The organism is Sphaerisporangium rubeum, from assembly GCF_014207705.1.
Taxonomy (GTDB): Bacteria; Actinomycetota; Actinomycetes; order Streptosporangiales; family Streptosporangiaceae; genus Sphaerisporangium; species Sphaerisporangium rubeum.
On record NZ_JACHIU010000001.1, the window covers coordinates 6,699,815 to 6,716,179 of the forward strand.

The following is a 16,365-nucleotide window of genomic DNA, read 5'->3' on the forward strand; positions in this document are numbered from 1 at the left end:
AGGCGTCCCGTCACCCCTCACGGCCCCGGGTCGGGCGGCGTACCGGGAGGCGCACCAGGAGCGAGGTGACGGTAGTGGGCCTTGTGGTAGATCAACGGCTCGGCCTCGCGGGGCAGCCCCGCGCTGACGACCTCGCCGATGATGATCGAATGGTCCCCGCCGTCGTGCACGGCCGTGGTCCTGCACTCCAGGGTGGCGATCGCGGAGTCGAACAGCGCCAGCCCGAGCGTCCCCCGCCGGTGGGCCCAGCGGTCGAGCTGTCCCTCAAGGATCCGGCCGCGGGTGGCGAACGCGCGGGACGCCTCCTCGCCGTCCTCGCCGAGCACCGACACCCCCCACTCGCCGGCCGCGATGACCGCGCTGTGGAACCTCGCGACCTTCTCCACGCAGATCAGCACGAGCAGCGGGTCGAGCGACACCGAGGTGAAGGCGTTGACCGTCATCGCGTGGTCCACGCCGTCGCCATGGGTGGTGACGATCGCGATGCCCGTCGCGAACCGTCCGGCCACCGTCCGGAACAGCTCCTGGGTCACCTTTTTGTCCACAGATCGCACGGCTGTCAGCTTAAGCGGACCGACCATCCGGGAAGTTGACCGGGTGCTTGCTCGGGTAACTCCCCTGGTGGAGCAGCCACGACCCCGACGACGGGATCAGCAGCACCGCCGCCACCAGCGCCAGGGCCCCCGCCGCCAGATACCAGTACCCCGCCGGGTTGGCCGCGATCACCAGATCGCCCTCGGGCCGCTGCACCGAGAACAGCAGCGCCACCAGCATCCACCCCATGCCAGGCACGAACGCGCCGAGCTTGGACGACATCAGCCGCCCCGCGCCGTAGAGCAGGCCGAACAGCACCACGCACAGGCCGATCGGGACAAGAGGCACCAGCGGGACGGAACCGCCGCGGTCCCAGGAATGCTCGAGGCCGGCGACGGCGCCGAAGACCACGCCGAGGACGAAGAGCACGGCGTACGCCAGGCCGCCGACCAAGGCGGAGACCACCGGGTGACCCCGGCCGGCCTGCTCTTCCTCCATGGGTCAGAAGGCTATCCGATGCCCGCGAAGAGATCGTCTTCACGGTCGAAGGGCTCGCCGAGCCCCCACTCCTCCGGCGGCATCTGCCGTCCCGCCGGCCCGCGCTCCCCCGCGACCAGCCGGAAGTGCTCCACGCCGAGGCCGTCGGTGCCGAACCGGTCCGCCATCACGAACCACGGCATGTCCGCGGCGATCTGGGAACGGTGGGCCCGCAGCGCGTCCAGCTTGGCCGCGCCGTACGGCCGCGCGTCGATCACCGTGGTGATCTCGGCGTCCTCGGACCCGAACGGCAGGTCGTCGATGCTGTCCTCAGTGAAGAAGTCGAAGTCGGTACCGCGCATCTGCTGCGCGATGCGCCGCATGCCGGACTTGGCCATCGCGATGAAGTAGAACTTGGCGACCTGCCACGGCTCCCCCGTGCCGTGGGACGGGTCCCCCGACAACTCGTAGGCGCGCCACGCCACCCGGTACGCCTGGATGTGGTCGGGGTGACCGTAGAAGCCGTTCTCGTCGTAGGTCACGATGACCTGCGGCCGCACCTCACGGATGATCGTGACCAGTTCCGCCGCCGCCTCGTCGAGGTCGGCACGCCAGAAACACCGGGGGTCGTCGTTGGTGGGCTCCCCCATCATGCCGGAGTCGCGCCAGCGTCCCGGCCCGCCGAGGAAACGGTGGTCGTCCACACCGAGGGCCTTGCACGCGGCCTCCAGCTCCTCGATGCGGTGCTCACCGAGCCGGTCCTCCCGGCTGGACGCCAGGTGCGCGAGGTCCGGCACCACGATCTCCCCCTCCTCACCGAGTGTGCAGGTCACCAGGGTCACGTGCGCGCCTTCAGCGGCGTATTTGGCCATCGTCGCGGCGGTGCTCGACGACTCGTCGTCGGGGTGTGCGTGGACGAGAAGCAAACGGCGATCAGTCATTCCCCGAGACTACGTCCGCCTGTCCACAGGCCGCGTGGCCCTCTTGCGACGGGCTGGCAGGATGTGGGCATGAGTGAGAGCTTCCCGCGCATGTACGCACGCACCCGTCGTTTCACCCTCGGCGTGCCGAGGGGCTTCACCGTCGCGCCGCACGGCGAGCGCGCCACCTTCCTGCGCAGCCGGTCCGGCACCGACGCCGTGACCCTGCTGTGGGAGCTCGACCTCGGGTCGGGTGAGGAGCGGCTGCTCGTGGACCCCGCCGAGCTCGGCCCCGCCGACGAGGACCTTCCCCCTGAGGAGCGGGCCCGCCGCGAGCGTGCCAGGGAGTCGGCCGGCGGAGTGGTGGCGTACGACGCCGACGCCGCGCTGACCACGATCGTCTTCGCGCTGTCCGGCGCGCTGTACGTGCTGGACGTCGCCGCCGCGCGCACACGCGCGCTCACCACCCCCGGCCCGGTGATCGACCCCCGCGTCTCCCCCGACGGCACCCGCGTGGCGTACGTCAGCGGCGGCGCGCTGCGCGTGCAGGAGCTCGCCACCGGCGAGGACCGCGCGCTGGCCGAACCCGAGGCCGGCGGCGTGACGTACGGCCTGGCCGAGTTCATCGCCGCCGAGGAGCTGGAGCGCCTGCGCGGCCACTGGTGGTCACCGGACGGCACGGCGCTGCTGGTGGAGCGGGCCGACGAGTCCCCGGTGAACCGCTGGCACATCGCCGACCCCGCCAACCCCGACCGCACCCCGGCCACGGTCGCGTACCCGGCCGCCGGCACCCCCAACGCCGTGGTGGAGCTGTTCGTGCTCGGCGTCGACGGCTCGCGCGTGCCGGTGCCGTTCGACGAGGAGTACCTCGTGTCGGCGGTCTGGGACCGCCACGGCCCCCTCATCGTCACCCTGTCCCGCGACCAGCGCACCATGCGCCTGCTCGCCGTGGACCCCGCGACCGGCGCCACCACCGAGGTCCGCACCGACACCGACCCCGCCTGGGTGGACGTCGTCCCCGGCGTGCCGGCCCGGCTGTCCGGCGGCGAACTGGTGTGGACGGCCGTGGACGGCGACGCGCGGCGCCTGCTCGTGGACGGCGGCGCGGTCACCCCGCCGGAGCTCCAGGTGCGCGAGGTGCTCGGCGTGCACGACGGCACGGTGCTGTTCCGCGCGAGCACCGACCCGGCCGAGGCCCACCTGTGGACGTGGTCGTCCGGCACGCTCACCCCGCTCACCGCCGACACCCCCGGCGTGCACCACGGCCGGCTGAGCAACGGCGTGCTCGTCCAGCTCGGCCAGACCCTCGACTCCCCCACCACCACCGTGCGCGTGGTGAGCGGCGAGCACCGCCGCACCGTGCGGTCCCTCACCGAGCCGCCGCGGCTCGAACCACGCGTGTCGCTGGTGCGCACCGGCAGCCGCGAGCTGACCACCGCGGTGCTGCTGCCGAGCGGCCACGTGCCGGGCTCCGCGCGGCTGCCGGTCCTCATGGACCCCTACGGCGGCCCGCACGCGCAGCGCGCCGTCGCCGCCGGCCGGGCCTACCTGGAGCCGCAGTGGCTCGCCGACCAGGGCTTCGCCGTCGTCGTCGCCGACGGCCGCGGCACCCCGGGCCGCGGCCCCGCGTTCGAGCGCGAAGTGCTCGACGACCTCGCCACCCCGGCCCTTGAGGACCAGGTGGACGCGCTGCACGGCGCCGCGCGCCTCCACCCCGACGACCTCGACCTGACGCGGGTCGCCATCAGGGGCTGGTCGTTCGGCGGTTACCTCGCCGCGCTGGCCGTGCTGCGCCGTCCCGACGTCTTCCACGCCGCCATCGCCGGGGCCCCCGTCACCGACTGGCGCCTGTACGACACCGCCTACACCGAGCGTTACCTCGGCGACCCCGGTGCGCGGCCCGACGTGTACGAGCGGTCCTCCCTGCTGGCCGACGCCGAGAAGCTCGAACGTCCCCTGCTGCTCATCCACGGCCTCGCCGACGACAACGTCGTGGCGGCGCACACCCTGCGCCTGTCGTCGGCTCTGCTGGCCGCCGGCCGTCCCCACACCGTGCTGCCGCTGTCCGGCGTGACGCACATGACGCCGCAGGAGGTCGTGGCGGAGAACCTGCTGCTTCTCCAGGTCGACTTCCTGAAGAAGGCACTGCGGGCCTGACCCACGCACATCGAAAGACCCCGCCGCGGCGGGGTCTTTCCTTTTCCGAAATATTCCGCACGGCGACATCTGACACGCGGATCGTAGCGCCTGTGCCTCACAGCCGCACTCCGCAGGATTTCATCGATCCTGATTCGCCGGATTCATTGACGGCGGATAATCCTTTGCCCTCTAATAGACGTTCTCCGAATGTGCACCGCACCAGGTGCGGAGGGAGAATAGAACGGCACGGGCCAACCGCACAGGCACCGGCCGAGGCCGAATTCGCAGGACCCCGGTAAGGGGCCGACCGAATTCACGGCGGCAGGGGAAACCCGGCCGCCACCTGAAAGAGCCGGCCCGTCCTCGTTCCGATGCAGCGCGGAACGGGGACGGGCCTTCTTTTCACGGCCGGCGCGGCGTGCCGTGCCAGCTCTCCCACAAAGCGGCGTACGCGCCGCCTGCGGCGACCAGCTCGTCGTGCGAGCCGAGCTCGCTGACCCGGCCGTCCTCGACGACGGCCACCCGGTCGGCGTCGTGCGCGGTGTACAGGCGGTGCGCGATGGCGATCACCGTGCGGCCCTCCAGCACGGCGGCCAGCGACCGCTCCAGGTGACGCGCGGCCCGCGGGTCGATCAGCGACGTGGCCTCGTCCAGCACCAACGTGTGCGGATCGGCCAGCACCAGACGGGCCAGCGCGATCTGCTGCGCCTGCGCCGGCGACACCGCGGCGCCGCCTGAACCGGCCACCGTGTCCAGCCCGTCCGGCATCGCCTCCACCCACTCCAAGGCGTCCACCGCGGCCAGCGCGGCCCGCACCTGGTCGTCGTCCGCGCCGGGACGGCCGATCAGCACGTTGTCGCGCAACGTGCCGCGGAACACGTGATGTTCCTGCGTGACGAGCGCGACATGGCCCCGCAGATCGTCCAGCGGCAGCTCCACCAGCGACACGCCGCCGACGGTGACCGACCCCCTGCGCGGGCCGTGGATGCCGGCGAGCAGCCTGCCGAGCGTGGACTTCCCCGCGCCTGACGGCCCGACGACGGCGATCCGCTCCCCCGGCGCGACGTCCAGCGAGACGCCGTGCAGCACGTCACGGCCCTCACGGTAGGCGTACCGCACATCGGTGGCGGCGATCCGCTCCCCCTCGGGCCGGTCCGAACCCGCCGCACGGTCGTCCGGCACGTTGGCCACCCCGAGCAGCCGCGCCATCGACGCGCCGCCGACCTGCAACTCGTCCACCCAGGAGAGCAGCCGGTCCAGCGGGTCGATGAGCTGCTGCACGTACAGTGTGGCCGCCGTGACCTGGGCCAGCGACACCCAGCCGTTGATGTGGAACAGGCCGCCGAACAGCAGCGTCGACGCCACCGGCACCGCGTAGCCGATCTCGACCGCGGGGAACCACACCGTGCGCAGCCTGAGGGTGTACCGCTCGGCGGCCCACGACCGCGCGATGTCGGTGTCGGTGCGGCGGTGCCTGCGCCGGGCCAGCCCGAACGCCTCGACGGTCCGCGCGCCTTCCACGGTCTCGCTCAGACCCTCGGTGATCTCCGCGTACGCGGCGTTCTCCCGCAGGTAGCCGTCCCTGGCCCGCTTCAGGTACCACCGGGTGGAGATCCACAGCAGCGGCACCGCGACCAGCGACGGCACCAGCAGCAACGGCCCCACCAGGGCGAGCGCGCCGAGCACGAACGCGCCGGCCACCACCGCGATCAGCGTCTCCGGCACGGCGTGCCGCACCGTGCGCGACAACGAGTCCACGTCACGGGACGTGCGCGTCACCAGGTCACCGGTGCCGGCGCGCTCCACCGTGGACAGCGGCAACGCCAGCACACGGTCCACGAACTCCTCGCGCAGCTCGGCCAGCACCATCTCGCCGAGCTTGGCGGAGTTGTACACCGCGAAGCGCATCAGCACCGCCTGCGCGACGACGAACCCCGCGATGGCCAGCGCCACGGTGTCCACGCCGATCCCTGTGCCGTCGCGGACCCCCTCCACCAGCTCGCCGAGCAGGCGCGGCGCCGCGAGCCCCGCGACCGCCGCCAGGCCGTGCAGCCCGAGCGCGACCGCCAGGCGGCGCGGGTACTTCAGCGTCAGCCGCCGCGCGTACGCACGCACCTGCGCCTCGTCGGCGACCGGCAGAATCGTCGCCTGGCTCATGCTCAGTCCTCCCCTCGGGTGACGGTCGCGGCATAGGCCGGTTCTGTGGCCATCAGTGTGCGGTGCGAGCCCTCGGCCAGCACCGTGCCGTCCTTCACGAAGACCACGTGGTCGGCGCGGTCCAGCATCAACGGGCTGGTGGCGCACACCAGCGTCGTACGGCCCGCGCGGGCCTTGGCGAGCCGGTCGGCGATGCGCGCCTCGGTGTGCGCGTCCACCGCGCTCGTCGGCTCCACCAGGATCAGCACCTCGGGGTCGGCGAGCAACGCGCGCACCAGGCGCAGCCGCTGCTGCTGGCCGCCGGAGAACTCCCTGCCTGCCTCGGCGACCCGCGACTCCAGCCCGTCCGGCAGCGCCTCGACGATGTCCTCGGCCGCGGCGGCGTGCAGCGCGTCCGCCACCTCGTCGTCGGTCGCCGTCCCCTTCGGGTCGAGCTCGTCGCGCAGCCGTCCGCTGAACAGCCTGGCGTCGTTGCCGGCCACCAGGACGCGTTCGCGCACCTCGGCAGGCGCCATGTCCTTCAGCGGCACCCCGCCGTACGTCACGTCACCCTCGGCGTACCGGCCGAGCCGGTCGGCCACCGCGATGGCGTCCTCCGGCATCGCGCACGCCAGCGCCGTCAGCCGTCCCGGCCGTACGACCACACCCGACGCGGCGTCGGCCAGGTCCCCCGGTTCGCGCGGCCCGAGTGCTGTACCGCCGGTGATCTCCGGCTCCAGGGTGAGAACGCGGACCACCCTGCGTGCGGACACGTGCCCCTTGGTGATCTTGTCGGCGGACTCGGTCAGCGTGCGCAACGGCCCCACCAGGAACAACGCGTACCCGTAGAACGACACGAGCTGGCCCACGGTGATGGCGCCGTCCATGGCGAGGTGTGCCCCCTGCCACGTGACGAACGCGATGAGGATGCCGGGCAGCAGCAACTGCGCGCCTTCCAGCGCCGCGTCCACCGACGCGACCCGCACCCCGGCCGCACGCACCCGCTGCGACTCCTCGCGGTACCGCTCGGTGAACACCTGCTCGCCACCGATGCCACGCAGCACCCGCAACCCCGCCACGATGTCCCCGGCCCGGGTCGCGAGATCTCCCTGCAGCTCACGCTGCGCGTGCTGCCGGCGATGCAACGGCCGCAGCAGCGGCGCGACCGCCGCCGCCATCAGCGGCACACCGATCAGCACCATCAGGCCGAGCCGCGCGGAAGTGTTCAGCATGATCACCGTGACCGCGCCGATCGCCACCAGCGCGCCGACACCACGCGACAAAATCTCCAAGGCGTTGCCGATGTGCGCGATGTCGGAGTTGCCGACGCTGATCACCTCACCGGTGGACAGCCGTTTCGGCAACGTCGCGCCGAGCCTGGTGGCCTGGCGAACCGTCACCTGCACCGTGCGGTACGCCGCGCAGAGCCAGTTGTACACAGCCGACCGGTGCCGCATGACGCCGGTGAACGCGCCGAAGCAGCCGAGACCGAGCACGACGAACGACCAGCGGACCAGCCCCCCGGCGTCCTGGACGGTGAGACTGTCGACGGCCCTGCCGACGGCCGCCGGCACGAGAGCCTGAGCGAGCCACCACAGAATCGCGAACCCGATGCCGCTGAACAGCGGCACGGGCTGACCGCGGACGATCCACCACAGGTAGTGGAAGGGTCCGCGGGCATCGGGAACGCCGGGATCGGCGAGAGGCAGGGAGCGCATGGCCTATCCAGGCTGAGGCACCGGCAGCCGGAGCGGCAAACCATTTTCCCCCCGGCAGCAGGTCACGGCGGGTCAGACCACGACCCCTGCCGTGAGCGACCGGACAGAGGTCGCGGCCGTTCCGTGGTCCACCCCGCAGCCGCTCACCGGCCCTTCCGTCCGGCCCCCGACCGATCCGTCAACCAAGGTTGACACCTCAAGACTGTCAACCTATATTGACACTTATGAGCGACACAGCCCAGCTGGCCTCCGACGCGAGCAGCCGCGACCCCGCCGTCGGCCTCCGCGCCGTACGAGCCCTGCGCGTCCTCGTCGACCGCCTCGAAGCCCTCCAGGTCGACAACGCGCGCGACCAGGGCTGGTCCTGGCAGGAGATCGCCGTCCTCCTCGGCGTCACCCGCCAGGCCGTCCACAAGAAATACGCCGGCGGCCGCGGCCTCCTCCGCCGCCACGACAACTGACCCCACCTATCGGGAAGGCCCTTCCATGTTCGAGCGCTTCACCCAGGAAGCCCGCCAGGCCGTCGTACGGGCCCAAGAGGAGTCAAAGCCCTTCGGCCACTCTCACATCGGCACAGAACACCTGCTCCTAGCCCTCCTCCACCAACCCGACTCCCTACCCGCACGCGTACTCCAACGCCACGGCGTCACCCACACCACCGCCGCCGAAGCCATAACCCACCTCGTCCCCAAAGCAGAAGACCTCGACGCCGAAGCCCTCAGTTCCATCGGCATCGACCTCGACGCCATCCGCGAGAAAGTCGAAGCCGCCTTCGGCCCCGGCGCTCTCGACCGCAAACCCACACCATCCCGCCGCCGCCTCCTCGTCGGCCACACCCCCTTCACCTCCCGCGCCAAGAAGGTCCTGGAACTCTCCCTCCGCGAAGCCATAGCCCTCAAACACCGCGAGATCACCAGCGGCCACCTCCTCCTCGGCCTCATCCGCGAAGGCCAGGGCCTCGCCGCCAAGGTCCTCACCGACGCGCACGTGGACCTCCCGGCCCTCCGCCAGGAGATCAAGGCCGAGCTACGTTGAGTTCCATCTCTCATCTTTGGGGACGGGCTGGGACCACGCGCCTTGGTGCCGACTCCCGGGTATCCCAGCGGGTACTGGCCAGGCGGCGTTCGGTGAGTGTGAGCAGGTCGAAAACGTCAAGAGCGAGATATCCGGTGGTGTTCCGCTCCACCTGCTTGGGCTGAAGGATGCCTGCCCCGGCCAGTTCCTCCAGAGCCTGGCGCGCAGCGGGATGCGTGATCGACAGGAGACGTTGCACGGTACGGGCAGTAACGACCGGGGCCGCCAGCAGCAGGTCCAGCAGCCGGGTCACCGCAGAACCGGCCCTGGGAACGGGCCGAAGTCCTCGCGATTCCCTATGAGCCCTGTGCCGCTCATCCCATTCCTCACGCAACTCGCCGAGTTCGTCCGCGAAGGCCTCGGCCTGTTCGGCCGCGGTGGCGGCCGCCGTGAGAAAAACCCGCAACCAGCCATCCACGCCGGTCTGCCCCTCCGGCGAGGTGGCAGCACCGCTGTATCGGTACGCGGTCAGCCCCTCAACGTACGTGTCCGACCTGGTGAGCAGCACCAGACTGATAGGCAGAACCGCGCCACGGGTCAGCCCTCGCCTCGCCAGTACCGTGTGGATCAGCGCTCGGCCCACTCTGCCGTTCCCGTCGGTGAACGGATGGATGGTCTCGAACTGCGCATGCACCAGTCCTGCCTGCACGAGCGGCGCATGCTCCGCGCCGTTGAGGTAGGTCGCGAGATCACCCATCAGTCCCGGAACCTCTCCTTGCGGAGGTGGCACGAACTCCGCGTCCAGAGGATGCCACGAACTGCCGCCGACCCAGTTCTGAACGTCGCGCAGCCCATGGTGACGCTCCTCTGGGAGCAGCGAACGATGGAGATCGATCACATCGTCCACGGAAACCACATCGCGACCGACCAGGTCCGTGACCGCACGCTGTAGCGCCGCGACATTGTTGGCGACGAGCCGCGCCGTCGCCGTGAACCCTTTCGAGACTCCCGCGTCCTGATCCGCGAGTTCAGCCAGCGCGACCTGCTGCGGGGACGCCTGCAAACCCTCTATCCGTGACGAGGCGATCGCCTCAGACCGGAGCAGGAACCTCGCCAAGCCGTCAACGCCATGCCCGGCAGGATGCCCAGCGAGCCGCCTCACCGCCGCCTCCGCGTCGGCGGCCAGCCGTGCCGTCCCCTCCGAGAGGACCAACTCTCTTCGGACGAGCCGATCGGGAACATAAGGCCGGTAGACACCACCTCGCCTGTCCCGACGGGACGGCGCGTCCCATGCCGCAGGCCAGGATGCCTCCAGATACCTGGCCATGGCGTCTTATCCCTTCACTCCTCCGCCTTCCATGAAAGGATAAGGCGTTTCCTTACACACACGGTCAGCAAAGATAAGGATACGATCACGCGTTGTCCCCAGTCAGGCACTTCGCGTTATTAATCGGCAGCCCCATACCGACTCACCAAAGCAAGCGGCACCCGCCCCAGCGGAACGGGTGCCGGTCGACATGTGGTCAGCCGTTGAGGCGGCAGCCGTCGGTGGTCTTGCCGTTGTTGCACTGGTTGAGCTGGAGACTGTCGAGGATGTAGGCGAAGGTCTGGCCCGAGGGGCTCACGACCGAGAGCTGGACGGAGGTGGCTCCGGTGGGGGCCAGCGCGGAGACGTTGTACTCCTGCCAGCCGGTCGTGAGGGCGATCAGGGAGCTGTCGCTGTTGGACAGCAGGGTGTTGGACGAGTTGTACCAGGACATCCGCAGTTTGACGTTGCCTGAGGTGCCGGTGGTGAGGCGCGCGAAGAACTTGTAGCGCTGGCCGGCGGTCACCGCGGGCTTGCGGGTGACCGAGACGAAGCCGTCGGCGTACGCCTGGACGTTCATGGTGAGCGAACGGCGGCCGTCGTAGTAGCGGGCCGAGGTGTTGGAGTCCGGGCCCGGCGGGGTGACCTGCATCCAGCCGCCACCGGAGACCGAGAAGGCCGTCGGGGTGCTGTACGGCGTGTTGGCCTCGATGGTGCGTTCCTGCGCGGTCAGCAGGTCGTTGCTGTACCCCACGTCACAACAGGTCGGGGTGGTGAACATCGAGTAGTTGGCGAGGTTCAGGTACCGGGTGTCGGGATAGGCGGAGGTGTAGAACGACGCCGTGGTCTCGCTCGGGTCGTAGTAGGTGTTGAACTCCTGGTCGAGCTGCCAGTCGTTGTACTGGCTGATCATGATGTCGTTGAGCGAGAAGCTGTTGGGAACCTCGCTCACCTTGGCGTGGTCCACGTCGTACAGGTGGATCAGCTCGTGCATCATCGTGGCGGCGTCCCAGTCGTCGGTGGTCGCCACACACACCGTGCCGCAGTGCGCCGTCGCGGTGCCGTCGAAGTCCTCGAACACCACGTACTTACGGTTCGCGTTGCCCCACCCGGCCGCGGCCAGGTCGTCGGCGACGATGTACGGCGAGGTCTCGCCGCCGATGACCCCGTTCGGGATCTTCACCGGGATGACGAGCGCCTGCGCGTACCCCGAGTAGGTCGAGGTGTCGTAGCCGGTCCGGCAGCTCGTCTTGATGTGCTGGTCGTAGTTGGTGGACTCGTCGAGGATCCAGTCCATGCGGTCGACCATCTTGGCGATCTGGTTGACGTAGGTCGAGTAGTTGTTCCCGTTGCCGTCATGCCAGGCGTAGATCACCTGAATGGCCGGGGTGCTGGACGAGGCGTTCTTGGGGTCCGACAGCGTGGTCGTACAGCCGCGCTTCGGGACGTCGGCGTCCACCGGCTGCGCGTAGGGGGCCTGCGCCTCGGTCCCGATGGGGTTGAAGACGGCATGCGCAGGGCTCGCCGCCAGCACGACGGCCATCGCGGTCGCGACCGCACCGGCCACGAGACGCCTGATTTGTAATGACAAAGTACTCCTCCCGTAGGCCACTATCAACCCATTCCTTCCGAGTGAACGGGTTAAGTGAGCGTTACAGGAGTAGCAACTTTCGCGCAAAATTGCCAGTTTATATGAAGGTTCAACAATTCGTTTTGGGCCCCGGGCCCAAAAACCTCGAACCAGGCATATAACCGGACAGCCGTGACGCGCCTCACTAAAGAACCAGAACCAGCACACCAACGTTCTCAGCTCCCCAAACCCCACCGCCGCCCTCCCTCAGCCGACATAAGCACCACTAACACCGCCGACATAGCCCCCATGACCCACAGCCGATAACCCACTCCGGACCACCATCACCCGACAGCCCCACCCCCACCCGGCCGCCGCCACGACCCGCACCTCCAGCCGAGGACCCCACTCCCAGCCGATCTTCGGCTCCGGACCGACATCAACTCCCGGCACCCCCACCAACACCCGACCCAGCCGACACGAGCACCGACAGCCCATGACCCCACTCCCCGGCCGACATGACCCGACAGCTCCGCCGCCACCCGGCCGCCGACCCGAGAACCCCACACCCCCTCTCCGGCTTCGGACCGACATCAGCCGACACGTGCGGCGACACGTGCGGCGACCCGATCTCGACAACGTCCCCTCGCCCTCACGTACCGCTCAGCCTGGCCCCGCCAGATCCGAACACCGACGCTCCAGCCCCTACCGCCCCCGCCGCTGGTCCTCCGGCGCGTGATCCCGCATCAGAATCTGATCCAGCTTCGCGTTCACCGCCGCCAGTTCCTGCCGCATCGCCACCAGATCATCCTGCGCACGACTCTCCGCCGGCGACGGCTCCGTGTCGTTCATCGCGTTCACCACCACCGCGATGAACAGATTCAACGCCACGAACGTGGACGCCAGGATGTACACGATGAAGAACACCCAAGCCCAAGGCCGGTGCGCCATCACCTCCTGCGCCACGTTCCCCCAGTCGTCCCCCGTCATGATCTGGAACAACGTGAACAACGACTGCGGCAGTTCGTCGAACCGCTCCGGCACGATCGCCCCGAACAACTTGGTCGCGATCACCGCCGCGATATAGATCATCAACACCATCAACCCGATGATCGACGCCATCCCCGGCACAGCCGCCAGCAACGCCGACACCACCCGCCTCATACTCGGCACCGCCGACACCAGCCGCAATGCACGAAGTATCCGCAAAGCCCGCAACACCGACGTAGGCCCCGACGCCGGCACCAACGCCACCCCCACGATCACCACATCGAACCAGTTCCAAGGATCCTTGGAAAACTCCCTCCCATACCCGTACACCCGAGCCACCAACTCCACCACGAACACCCCCAACGCCACCCGATCGACAAGATGCAACACCCCACCGACCCGCTCCATCAAAAAGTGACTCGTCTCCATCCCAATAGTCACCGAGTTGACCACAATCACCCCGACAACCACCCGCTGCACAACCGGCAGCTCCAGAACGACACGCACACGCTCTCGCCCGGACACGACCCCGTCCCCTTTATCGACGCACCACAATCCGCCGATCATGGTAGAGCGAAACCGTGTCCACACAGGCACCCCGCAGGTCAGGCAGGCAGCCCCAGCAACTCGGTGTCCCCGGTCATGAACCCGATGAGGAACCGCTCACGGCCGACGGCCCCGAGGACGTCGTCCGCGTACCCCCCGGCCGCCCCGTACCCCAGGGTGGTCTTCCTCGCAGGCGCCACCAGCGGCCCCGGCACCCCGATCATGAGCCGTTTCGTGGTCTCGTCGTCCCCATGGTCGATCATCCAGTTGAAGACCTCCCGGGTGACCACCTCGACGAACCCCTCCAAAACCACCAACGGCCTAGTGATCTTGCTCGCCTTGGCCTTGACGTCCGGATGCATGAGCGTGTGCACCATCTCGTGCACGATCACCTCGACGATCTCCCACCGATGCTGCGAGAACGGCCGATCGGTCTTGAACTCCGTGACCAGCCCGATCCCCCCACCCGGCTCCCCATGAGAGTTCGACCCGACATGCCGGCAGAAGTAGACCGCGGCCCTCCGCGCCTTGTCCTCTTTGCTCCACTCACTGAGCAGATCCCACAGGAACTGCCTGTCTTCCCTGCGCGTGCTGTCGTACCCGGCGACCGCGAAGATCGACTGCCCTCCCGTAGTGTCCTCCCCCACCACATGAGCGCGGTTCATCAGGTGCTTGACGATGTCCTCGTCCGTCGGCATCACCGCCGTCTTATCGAAAACATTCTCAAAGTAAGTGAAACCCGTAAAAAACGGACTGTTCTCGTTGGCCGCCACATACGGCTGAAGCATCGACCACGCAGCGGCCTGAGCAAACTCCGCGATGACCCGGAAATCCCCCAACCCCTGGAACCGCGCCTCCACCCCCGAAGGCCGATACCACTGCGCGATGTGATCCGTCAGATGCCGGTACAACTTCGGCAGCAACTCCCCCCGAAGCACCTCCCCCTTGAGCGGCACCCCCTGTCCGCCCGCTCCCCCCGCGGCCGGCGGCCCGTAGAACCCCGCGACCCGCTTGACCTCCGCCTCCGTCAACCTCTTCTGCTGCATCCGCCCCCGTAACGCCGCACGTAACCACCCCGTCCTCCCCAACACCGTCAACTCGAATTCCCGCCCCACAGCCGACGGCAGAACCGGCCGCACACCACCGACATTGGCCACCAGCCACGTCAGCGCCTTCTTCACATCGAACCCCGGCACCAGTTCCCGAGCCCCCACCAGCATGTTCGTCGCATACACCAGCCACAACCGCAACTGCCTGTCCGTCACCCCACTCGCCAACCCCGGCTCCTGCCCCGCCGCCTTGAACAACCGCCCCAACGTCTCCCCCACCTGCACGTCCCCCCACCCCGCCACATCCCCATGCTTGACCGCCACCTGGAACAACCCCAGATCAACCGTCCTGTTCACCGGCCGATCCCGCTCCACCACAGCAAGAACGGCATCCTCCGACAACGGCTGCGAAGTCGCCATACTTTTCCTCCGTACCGCCGACCCGACTACGACAAGCCCATCAAATCCCCTCACAATCCAAACCGGAACAGCAATCCAGCCACACAGCACAGCCCTCCGAACCAATCCCGCGACCCACCCCCGAACCGACGGAGCGCCCCCCTCTTCACGACCCACGAAGAAGCGAGGCCCACTCCTAGTCGGCACTAGACCCGTGCGGCCCTGAGCGAAGACGTCCCCCCTGGCAGACCCGGCCGCAATCATCCCCGCGTGCGCGGAGAGCACTGCGGGGTGAGGGAGTCACGCGGGAGGTCCTATACCTGGAGGATCCACTTGAGGTGGATACTTATAGCTTGATGTTCGATCATCTACGGGCCCGCGCATACGGACCGGACGAGTCAAGGTCGTTGATCGACAAGGCGGCCGAAGACCTGGTGTGATGTGTGATCGCCCCTCGGAATGGAGCTGCTGTGGATCGTGTCGAGGTCACCTGGCGGAAGAGTTCACGGAGCAGCGCTCAAGGGGGAAACTGCGTAGAGACGGCGTGGCTTGGTACGTGTATTGCTATCAGAGACTCCAAGCTTCCCGATGGGAAAAAGATCATCGTCGATCGCGATACATGGCATGTGTTCGCGGACGGATTACGAAGAGGGTTGATCTAGTCTTCAGCATCATCGGCGGGGAGTAGGACAGGGTCGGTGTCGAGAGCCGATCCGTGAGGCCGTCACCACGGGTTGGCCCGGTAGGGCCCTAATGAACACAGCCCGAGCGTAGCGAGGACCATTTCCGAGCGGCTGGCCTACTCCCCTACCTCTGCGCTCACCTGGCGGACTTCAAGTAGTCGCGGTTCATCTGGGTGATGACGTCGAGGGAGATGCCCTTGGGGCAGACGGCGGTGCATTCGCCGGTGTTGGTGCAGCCGCCGAAGCCTTCTAGGTCCATTTGGTCGACCATGGCTACTACGCGGGTTTCGCGTTCGGGGGAGCCTTGGGGGAGGTTGCCTAGGTGGGTGATCTTGGAGGCGGTGAATAGGGCTGCGCTGCCGTTGGGGCAGGCGGCTACGCAGGCGCCGCAACCTATGCAGGTGGCGGCGTCGAAGGCGTCGTCGGCTGCTTCTTTTTTGACGGGGATGCTGTGTGCGTCGGGGGCTGAGCCTGTGGGGACGCTGATGTAGCCGCCGGCCTGGATGATGCGGTCGAAGGCGCTGCGGTCTACTACCAGGTCTTTGATTACTGGGAAGGGGGCGGCGCGCCAGGGTTCGATGGTGATGGTATCGCCGTCTTTGAAGTGGCGCATGTGGAGTTGGCAGGTGGTTGTCGCGCGTTGTTCGCCGTGGGCTACGCCGTTGATGACCATGCCGCACATGCCGCAGATGCCTTCGCGGCAGTCGTGGTCGAAGGCGATCGGGTCGTCGCCGTCGAGGGTCAGGCGTTCGTTGAGGACGTCCAGCATTTCCAGGAAGGACATGTCCGGCGATACGTCTTCTACGTTGTAGGTTGCCATTCGGCCCGTGTCGGTGGGGCCGGACTGGCGCCAGACCTTCAGGGTGAGGTTCACGACAGGCTCC

At 68.4% G+C, this 16,365-nt stretch carries 14 protein-coding genes; 4 read left to right on the forward strand and 10 right to left on the reverse strand.

All coding sequences use genetic code 11. From position 1 onward, the window contains the following. Positions 1 to 17: 17 nt before the first annotated feature. Genes BJ992_RS28300 through mshB form a run of 3 tightly spaced genes read right to left on the reverse strand, consistent with a single transcriptional unit; the run spans position 18 to position 1,952 of the window. Positions 18 to 554, reverse strand: a complete 537-nt coding sequence (locus tag BJ992_RS28300; protein ID WP_343072901.1) for a flavin reductase family protein — start codon at positions 552 to 554, stop codon at positions 18 to 20. Positions 555 to 564: 10 nt separating this feature from the next. Further along, complete coding sequence (locus BJ992_RS28305; RefSeq protein ID WP_184986142.1) at positions 565 to 1,032, reverse strand: DUF6113 family protein; 468 nt, start codon at positions 1,030 to 1,032, stop codon at positions 565 to 567. An 11-nt stretch (positions 1,033 to 1,043) separates the two neighbouring features. After that, positions 1,044 to 1,952 carry an N-acetyl-1-D-myo-inositol-2-amino-2-deoxy-alpha-D-glucopyranoside deacetylase gene (mshB, locus tag BJ992_RS28310; RefSeq protein WP_184986144.1) on the reverse strand — a complete coding sequence of 303 codons (909 nt, stop codon included), beginning with the start codon at positions 1,950 to 1,952 and terminating at the stop codon, positions 1,044 to 1,046. 69 nt (positions 1,953 to 2,021) lie between these two features. On the opposite strand from mshB, the gene BJ992_RS28315 reads away from it, so the two are divergent. Continuing rightward, positions 2,022 to 4,088 (forward strand): S9 family peptidase, encoded by a 2,067-nt coding sequence (locus BJ992_RS28315; protein ID WP_184986146.1) that lies wholly within the window; start codon positions 2,022 to 2,024, stop codon positions 4,086 to 4,088. A 384-nt stretch (positions 4,089 to 4,472) separates the two neighbouring features. Here the strand turns inward: BJ992_RS28315 and BJ992_RS28320 are convergent, their stop codons facing one another. After that, the gene (locus BJ992_RS28320) at positions 4,473 to 6,227 is read right to left on the reverse strand and encodes an ABC transporter ATP-binding protein (RefSeq protein ID WP_184986148.1); all 1,755 of its coding nucleotides are present in this window, start codon (positions 6,225 to 6,227) and stop codon (positions 4,473 to 4,475) included. A gap of 2 nt (positions 6,228 to 6,229) precedes the next feature. Then, positions 6,230 to 7,924: an ABC transporter ATP-binding protein gene (locus BJ992_RS28325; RefSeq protein WP_184986150.1), complete on the reverse strand. Its 1,695-nt coding sequence runs from the start codon at positions 7,922 to 7,924 to the stop codon at positions 6,230 to 6,232. 224 nt (positions 7,925 to 8,148) lie between these two features. Here BJ992_RS28325 and BJ992_RS28330 point away from each other — a divergent pair, with 224 nt between their 5' ends. Both BJ992_RS28330 and BJ992_RS28335 read left to right on the forward strand, forming a co-directional pair. After that, on the forward strand, positions 8,149 to 8,385 hold the full coding sequence (locus BJ992_RS28330) for an RNA polymerase subunit sigma-70 (RefSeq protein WP_184986152.1): 237 nt from the start codon (positions 8,149 to 8,151) through the stop codon (positions 8,383 to 8,385). Between the two features lie 25 nt (positions 8,386 to 8,410). Then, a complete protein-coding gene (locus BJ992_RS28335; protein ID WP_184986154.1) occupies positions 8,411 to 8,959 on the forward strand; it encodes a Clp protease N-terminal domain-containing protein in 549 nt (182 codons plus the stop codon). Between the two features lie 10 nt (positions 8,960 to 8,969). On the opposite strand, the gene BJ992_RS28340 is transcribed toward BJ992_RS28335, so the two are convergent. The 4 genes from BJ992_RS28340 to BJ992_RS28355 all read right to left on the reverse strand — a co-directional run bounded on the left by BJ992_RS28340 (position 8,970) and on the right by BJ992_RS28355 (position 14,819). Next, the gene (locus tag BJ992_RS28340) at positions 8,970 to 10,265 is read right to left on the reverse strand and encodes a Fic family protein (RefSeq protein WP_184986156.1); all 1,296 of its coding nucleotides are present in this window, start codon (positions 10,263 to 10,265) and stop codon (positions 8,970 to 8,972) included. Between the two features lie 196 nt (positions 10,266 to 10,461). Continuing rightward, positions 10,462 to 11,811, reverse strand: a complete 1,350-nt coding sequence (locus BJ992_RS28345) for a hypothetical protein (RefSeq protein ID WP_184986158.1) — start codon at positions 11,809 to 11,811, stop codon at positions 10,462 to 10,464. 708 nt (positions 11,812 to 12,519) lie between these two features. Next, positions 12,520 to 13,311, reverse strand: coding sequence for an ion transporter (locus tag BJ992_RS28350; protein ID WP_343072902.1), 792 nt, complete (start codon positions 13,309 to 13,311; stop codon positions 12,520 to 12,522). Between the two features lie 98 nt (positions 13,312 to 13,409). After that, positions 13,410 to 14,819: a hypothetical protein gene (locus tag BJ992_RS28355; protein WP_184986162.1), complete on the reverse strand. Its 1,410-nt coding sequence runs from the start codon at positions 14,817 to 14,819 to the stop codon at positions 13,410 to 13,412. A 449-nt stretch (positions 14,820 to 15,268) separates the two neighbouring features. On the opposite strand from BJ992_RS28355, the gene BJ992_RS28360 reads away from it, so the two are divergent. Beyond that, complete coding sequence (locus tag BJ992_RS28360) at positions 15,269 to 15,460, forward strand: DUF397 domain-containing protein (RefSeq protein ID WP_184986163.1); 192 nt, start codon at positions 15,269 to 15,271, stop codon at positions 15,458 to 15,460. Positions 15,461 to 15,617: 157 nt separating this feature from the next. Here the strand turns inward: BJ992_RS28360 and BJ992_RS28365 are convergent, their stop codons facing one another. After that, a complete protein-coding gene (locus BJ992_RS28365; protein ID WP_184986165.1) occupies positions 15,618 to 16,355 on the reverse strand; it encodes a succinate dehydrogenase/fumarate reductase iron-sulfur subunit in 738 nt (245 codons plus the stop codon). Positions 16,356 to 16,365: the final 10 nt, after the last annotated feature.